This is a genomic window from Microcystis sp. M53603_WE2 (assembly GCF_030065435.1).
Genome location: NZ_JASJFF010000288.1, coordinates 1 through 3661, shown reverse-complemented (window position 1 = coordinate 3661; position 3661 = coordinate 1). Strand labels below are relative to the sequence as shown.

General features: G+C 42.5%; 4 protein-coding genes and 1 pseudogene. 2 read left to right on the top strand and 3 right to left on the bottom strand.

The genetic code is table 11. From position 1 onward, the window contains the following. Positions 1 to 88, bottom strand: a pseudogene (locus tag PX481_RS06270) (IS200/IS605 family transposase); the annotation flags it as partial. Between the two features lie 156 nt (positions 89 to 244). On the opposite strand from PX481_RS06270, the gene PX481_RS06265 reads away from it, so the two are divergent. After that, positions 245 to 625, top strand: a complete 381-nt coding sequence (locus PX481_RS06265) for a pepsin/retropepsin-like aspartic protease family protein (protein WP_002763730.1) — start codon at positions 245 to 247, stop codon at positions 623 to 625. A 209-nt stretch (positions 626 to 834) separates the two neighbouring features. On the opposite strand, the gene PX481_RS06260 is transcribed toward PX481_RS06265, so the two are convergent. After that, positions 835 to 1920 (bottom strand): class I SAM-dependent methyltransferase, encoded by a 1086-nt coding sequence (locus tag PX481_RS06260; protein WP_288026664.1) that lies wholly within the window; start codon positions 1918 to 1920, stop codon positions 835 to 837. A gap of 267 nt (positions 1921 to 2187) precedes the next feature. On the opposite strand from PX481_RS06260, the gene aqpZ reads away from it, so the two are divergent. Next, positions 2188 to 2949 carry an aquaporin Z gene (aqpZ, locus tag PX481_RS06255; RefSeq protein WP_288094013.1) on the top strand — a complete coding sequence of 254 codons (762 nt, stop codon included), beginning with the start codon at positions 2188 to 2190 and terminating at the stop codon, positions 2947 to 2949. 37 nt (positions 2950 to 2986) lie between these two features. Here the strand turns inward: aqpZ and tsaE are convergent, their stop codons facing one another. Next, a complete protein-coding gene (gene tsaE, locus PX481_RS06250) occupies positions 2987 to 3457 on the bottom strand; it encodes a tRNA (adenosine(37)-N6)-threonylcarbamoyltransferase complex ATPase subunit type 1 TsaE (protein ID WP_002759256.1) in 471 nt (156 codons plus the stop codon). Positions 3458 to 3661: the final 204 nt, after the last annotated feature.

Here is a 3661-nt window from a genome sequence, read left to right as displayed (position 1 = left end):
CGAAAACGGCTTTACGATATTTGGCTGGGAACACTAAATGATATAGCAAAACACTTACATTATGGCTCTTATGGATGTATTCACTCATTTTTCTATTGTACGCCGCGAGCGGCGGGGAATTAGACCCGAAGAGATTAAAAACTGATTATTTATTCCTCCTTTTGCCTGTTGCCTGTCCTGATAAGTAGCCTATGCTCAACGGATTTAGTATAATCTAATTAATAGACCACCTCAACAGGATAAAATGGGTTTAGTTTCAGCCAAAATACAACTTAGTAACCCCGTTGATCGTTCCCTATCGCCTCTAGAAACCCCAGCCTTGGCTGATACGGGAGCCTTGCATCTCTGCATTCCTGCACATATTCAAATTCAGTTAAAATTAACTGAAATCGATCGCAAGGAGGTAATTTTAGCCGATGGTTCCCGTCAACTGGTTCCCTACGTTGGACCGATCGAAATTCGTTTCAAAAACCGCATCGGTTTCGTCGGTGCTTTGGTAATGGGGGATCAAGTATTGCTTGGTGCTATCCCAATGGAAGATTTAGACTTAATCGTTATTCCCGCAACCCGGACTATTGATATTAACCCCAATAGTCCTAATGTAGCTACCTCGATCGCTAAATAGGGCTGGCTGAATAAATATAAAAACCTTGTTGGATAAGGCTTTTAGACTTTTTTTCCCGCAAAAAGTGCCTACCATTGGAGTGATCGGGGGTAAAATTCAAGTACTTTTTCCCCCCTGATCACTGCAAGAGCTGGCACTTTTTGATTTTAAACAAGCCTAAAGATATTATCCAACAAGGTTTTTAGATTTATTCAGCAATCCTTAATTAATTAGTCCTTGAGCAGTGCGATACATTGGGCTAAAGAAGCATTAGTTTTCAGTGCTTGCGGGTTAATATGGGTGGCAGCGGCTCGATAACCTTGTTCTAAGAGAGCTGCAATTAAATCTTCCCTTTTGGGTAAATCTAATTTCCCCCTTCTACCAATTTCCCGAAAGCTATAAAAATAGGGAGGAAAATCGTTCTCTTCCCTCATTATTTCTAACAATTTAACTACCTTTTTCCACTGCCATTGATCGGCTAAATCTGCCATTTTTTCTAGATACAAGCGATCGTGTAAACTGCCTAACCACAAGGGTCCGGTTAAAGTTAAAGGTTGCCCGTCCCCAGAACAAACTATCTTGCCTAACTTCGGCCAAGGCACTGATTGATATTCCCCGCAGCTATGACAATAACCGAGAAAACCGTAGTTATGACTATTTAATTGTCTATTAGCCGTTAACCGCACCATCACCCGATAACTTTGACCAAAAAAGAAGGAAAAAACCGGCGTAATTCCTAAACCTAATCGGGCCGATTCTAATTGCAAACCAGCGATAATTAATCTTAATCCCTGTTCGTGGGCAGCTGGATGATTGCGAGCAGAGGCTCCATAATCAGCTAAACTATTTTCTAGATTATGACCCGTCAGCGTCCGTCCATCGGTATTAGTTAGATAAATTAAACCACCGATTTTAGTGGCTAAAGGAATAGCACTAAACAGAGATGCAGGGGAACCAAAAGCATCAATATCAACTAGATCGTAATGGTCTTTTTTAAGATAACATTCTAGGAGAACTTCTTGAGCAGATTTATAGGTTATTTTCCCTTGTTTCTGTTGTAATAAACTCTCTAAATTAGCGGCTAAAGTTGGCTGAATTTCTGGATTACCATCATTAACCCACAGCCAATCCGCACCACTTTCTAACCAATACCTGAGCGCTCGCACACCAGAGCCGCTCATTACCTCTAAAACGCGCAAACTTCCCCGCTCTTTTTGGGCAATTGCCGCCCCTAAAACTCCTAAATCTCGGACGATTTTACTCTCCGGTCGATAAAAAGTATTGTTGATATTAAATATCGCTTTTTCTTCCTGCATCGCTCATCTCATAATTAGCACTCGGCGGAAAGGGTCAACCACTGCCAAAATCCATCAGACATCAAGATAGAAGTAAATCTAAAGAAAGTGTGAAATTATCAGAAATTCCCGATTTTTTTACTATTATATCCCTAAAAAGCTGATAGTTTCCCCATGAGAACGGCAAATTGAAGGTAAAAAATAACTATTTTTTAATATCTTATAACAGTTTAATCCGGTCTGATGGGAGATAACCTAAAAGCAAAATCATTCAACCTTGATATAGAGATGAAAAAGTATCTAGCAGAGTTCATCGGGACGTTTTGGCTCGTTCTCGGCGGTTGCGGTAGTGCTGTTTTAGCGGCAGTATTTGTGGGTAAAGCCAAGAGTGTCGTAGATGGTGCTGATTTTAATATCCATCTGGGGATTTCTTTTGTGGGTGTGTCCCTTGCCTTCGGTTTAACCGTCCTCACTCTTGCCTACGCTTTAGGGCATATTTCGGGGGGACATTTTAATCCCGCCGTTTCCTTCGGTCTCTGGGCAGGTAAACGCTTCCCCGGTTCGGAACTACTTCCCTACATCATCGCTCAAGTTTTAGGGGCGATTTTAGCGGCAGTAATTATCTACATTATTGCCAGTGGTCAACCCAGTTTCGCTCTGGGAGGCAGTAACCCTCTGGCCACCAATGGTTTCGGAGAACATTCTCCCGGTGGTTACAGTTTATTCGCCGCTTTGGTCACGGAAGTGGTCTTGACCTTCATGTTCTTAATCATCATTTTAGGCTCTACCGATCGACGCGCTCCGGCCGGTTTTGCTCCCATCGCTATTGGTTTAGGATTGACCTTAATTCACTTAATTAGCATTCCCGTGACCAATACCTCCGTTAACCCCGCTCGTAGTACCGGTGTTGCTCTTTTATGCGGTAATATAGCTCTCGTTGGTCAATTATGGTTATTCTGGATTGCTCCCATTGTTGGGGCCGTGGCGGCGGGTTTCCTCTACAATAGTTTCTTTGAAGAAACTTTAGAAGAAAGACGAGTTAGAGAATAAGTGGAAAGTTACCGCTAAAGTTTGATTGCTTCAAAAGTCAAGTGCTGATAGCGATTCCTGTGGGGTCGCTATTTTTTTCGTCCCCACCGACAAAATTGAGCAGCGCTCGTCGTCCTTGCTCGCCTCGATCGAGTAAAGTAATCTCTAGATAATTTTCTGGCAAAAAAGTTAAACGTTCCGACCATTCGATCGCCACTATCCCTAAATCCACCTCGATTCCCTGCCAATAATTTTCTAGGTACAGCGCCTCGATATCTTGACCCTGCAAACGATACAAATCCAAATGATACAAAGGAAGGCGGCCTTCGCTATATTCGTTAACGAGGGTGAAGGTAGGACTAGCTATAGGCTCTTGAATGCCCAATCCTAGGCCAATTCCCTGTACTAAGGTGGTTTTTCCCGCTCCCAAATCGCCTTTTAATAAAATTACACTGCCGGGGGCCAGGGTTTGCCCCAGTTTTTCCCCTAAATTGACAGTAGCTTCTCGATCGGGTAAGTCGATAATCATTTGTTTCCGCTAGGATGCCAATTAATCACTGATTCTAATATGAGTAGGTAGGCGTTAAAAGTTATCAGATGCCCCCCTTATCAAGGCTGTCCTTTAGTCACATCTTTCTTAACATTTCAAACCTTTGTAGCACAAGGCTTTCAAGACTCGGTTAACAATTTGTAATATTCCTTGTTGACACCCTTACTGACAAAGAAAAAACTG

Bases quoted from the DNA above. Each gene is read 5' to 3' on its own strand.
- PX481_RS06265 (WP_002763730.1), top strand. From the start codon at position 245: ATGGGTTTAGTTTCAGCCAAAATACAACTTAGTAACCCCGTTGATCGT.
- PX481_RS06260 (WP_288026664.1), bottom strand. From the start codon at position 1,920: ATGCAGGAAGAAAAAGCGATATTTAATATCAACAATACTTTTTATCGA.
- aqpZ (WP_288094013.1), top strand. From the start codon at position 2,188: ATGAAAAAGTATCTAGCAGAGTTCATCGGGACGTTTTGGCTCGTTCTC.
- tsaE (WP_002759256.1), bottom strand. From the start codon at position 3,457: ATGATTATCGACTTACCCGATCGAGAAGCTACTGTCAATTTAGGGGAA.